The sequence below is a fragment of the uncultured Caballeronia sp. genome, assembly GCF_964243625.1.
In the GTDB taxonomy this organism is placed as follows: Bacteria; Pseudomonadota; Gammaproteobacteria; order Burkholderiales; family Burkholderiaceae; genus Caballeronia.
In genome coordinates this window covers 1-2,198 of the sequence record NZ_CAXTGZ010000822.1, presented here as the reverse complement: position 1 = coordinate 2,198, position 2,198 = coordinate 1, and the positions used below count along the sequence as shown (strand labels likewise).

3 protein-coding genes and 1 pseudogene are annotated in these 2,198 nt (G+C 59.8%); all 4 read left to right on the top strand.

The genetic code is table 11. The features are described from left to right. The first annotated feature begins 69 nt into the window (after positions 1–69). The gene (locus ACFFAR_RS31375) at positions 70–717 is read left to right on the top strand and encodes a hypothetical protein (RefSeq protein WP_062000273.1); all 648 of its coding nucleotides are present in this window, start codon (positions 70–72) and stop codon (positions 715–717) included. Then, positions 714–1,262 carry a TlpA disulfide reductase family protein gene (locus tag ACFFAR_RS31370; protein ID WP_062000274.1) on the top strand — a complete coding sequence of 183 codons (549 nt, stop codon included), beginning with the start codon at positions 714–716 and terminating at the stop codon, positions 1,260–1,262. The genes ACFFAR_RS31375 and ACFFAR_RS31370 overlap by 4 nt, the downstream gene beginning before the upstream one ends. A gap of 201 nt (positions 1,263–1,463) precedes the next feature. Further along, on the top strand, positions 1,464–1,916 hold the full coding sequence (gene aroQ, locus ACFFAR_RS31365; RefSeq protein ID WP_062000275.1) for a type II 3-dehydroquinate dehydratase: 453 nt from the start codon (positions 1,464–1,466) through the stop codon (positions 1,914–1,916). A 152-nt stretch (positions 1,917–2,068) separates the two neighbouring features. After that, positions 2,069–2,198: pseudogene (locus ACFFAR_RS31360) on the top strand (acetyl-CoA carboxylase biotin carboxyl carrier protein); the annotation flags it as partial.

Sequence of the window (2,198 nt, the reverse complement as noted above, 5' to 3'; positions counted from 1 at the left end):
AACAAACCTCCTCCCAACCAAAACCCCACCCAACCGCCAGCGTCCGCCCCTTCCGGTATCATCCTCACCATGATTCGCAAACCTCATTTCGACCCTCAGCGCGTCCGCGAGGAAATCGCCATCGCGGCGGCGCGAATGATCGCCGAAGACGGCCTCGACTACTCCACCGCCAAGCGCAAAGCCGCCCGCCAGGTGATCGGCGAAACACGCGTCAGCGGCGAATGGCTCCCCGACAACACGCAGATCGAAGAAGAAATCCGCGAGTACCAGGCACTCTTCCAAAGTGAAAGCCAACCGGCCGTCCTGCGCCGCATGCGCGAGGTCACCCTCGAATGGATGCAGCGCCTCAAACCGTTCAACCCTTACGTCACCGGCGCCGTGCTGAACGGCACCGCAGGCGAGCACTCGGACATCCATCTGCAATGTTTCTGCGATAACCCCAAGGAAGTCGCAATCTATTTACTGAACGCAAACATTCAATACGATGTCTCCGAGACGCGCCATTTCGCCGGCCGCGGTTATGTGGAAACGCTGAGCTTCCTCACGCGTCCATCCCGCGACGAAGAACCCATGGGCCTGCACATCGCGCTCTACGATACCAACGACCTGCGAGGCGCCGTCCGCGCCGACGGCCGCGGCAAGCTTGCTCGCGCAAACGCCGCCGCCGTACAGGCACTCCTCGACGCCCCTCCTTCCACACCGGCCACATCACTATGAAACCCATGCGCATCGTTGCTGCCCTGATTGTCGCCATCGCGGCGACCGGCGGCGGCTTTTATGCAAGCCATCTGATCATGGGCGGCAGCCCGAGCGAAGCGGCCATGACGACATCGGCAAAGGGCAATGCCGTCGATGACCTCTGGAAACAGCAACTGCAAATGGCCGCCGGCACGCAACAAAGCCTGGCGTCGTTCAAGGGCAAACCGGTCGTGGTCAATTTCTGGGCGTCGTGGTGCGGCCCGTGCGTGAAGGAAATGCCGACGCTCGCGGCGCTGCATCGTGAATATGCGAAGAAAGGCATCACCTTCATCGGGCTCGGCGTGGACTCCGAGAAGAACGTGAACGCGTTCCTGCAGAAAGTGCCCGTCGACTACCCCATCTATATTGCGGGCTTCGGCGGCGCCGATCTGGCCCGCAGCTTTGGCAACAATGCGGGCGCGCTGCCGTTCACGGTGGTCATCGACGCGAAAGGCGCAATCCGGTCCACAAAACTGGGTGAGGTCGATCCAAAAGAGCTAAAAGCGACGCTCGACGGCCTGTAGGCGTCTGGTTGATCCGCGTCAAATCGAAACGATTCACGGAAAGTTAACGGTAATTCGGCGAACTTTGCCCGAAAATGCGTGCAAAATGCGCGTGTACACACTCATCTGCCTTGAGTCCAAGGCCGGTGCAGCTTCGTAAAACTAGACAAAATTCTCTAAAGGGCGCTAAAGTGCGCCCAACTCCGCATAAACCAAAGCCCTATGTCACGACTGCTGGTGCTTCACGGCCCTAATCTAAACCTGCTCGGCACCCGCGAACCGGACGTCTATGGACGGGTCACGCTCGCTCAGATCGACCAGGCGCTGGCAGAGAAGGCCAAGGCTGCGGGCGCGGAACTGACGTCATTCCAGAGCAATCATGAAGGCGCGATCGTCGACCGCATTCAGCAGGCGCGGATCGAACAGGTGGATTTCGTGCTGATCAACCCGGCCGCGTACACGCACACGAGCGTCGCAATTCGCGATGCGCTTGCAGGCGTGGCGCTGCCGTTCGTCGAGATTCATTTGTCGAACGTCCACAAGCGGGAAGCTTTCCGGCATCACTCTTATTTCTCCGATCTCGCCGAAGCCGTGATTTGCGGCCTTGGCTGGAAAGGCTATCTGTATGCACTCGACTTCGCACTCGAGCGCATTGCCCCGAAGACGCGCGATTGAGCCGCGACCCGCTCGGATCTGAACTGCCCGCACACGATGACGCGGAGCCAGTGTCAGAAGCGCCAACGGACGCACCCGTCGGCGGCACCCAAAAACCAAGTCAAGCACCGGGAAAAGCTCCCGGTCACCAAGCATTGAAAGGGGAATTTTCGATGGACCTTCGTAAACTCAAAACGCTGATCGACCTCGTCTCGGAATCCGGTATCTCGGAGCTCGAAGTGACCGAGGGCGAAGGCAAGGTTCGCATCGTCAAGAATGCCGCGCCGGTCTATATGCAGGCCC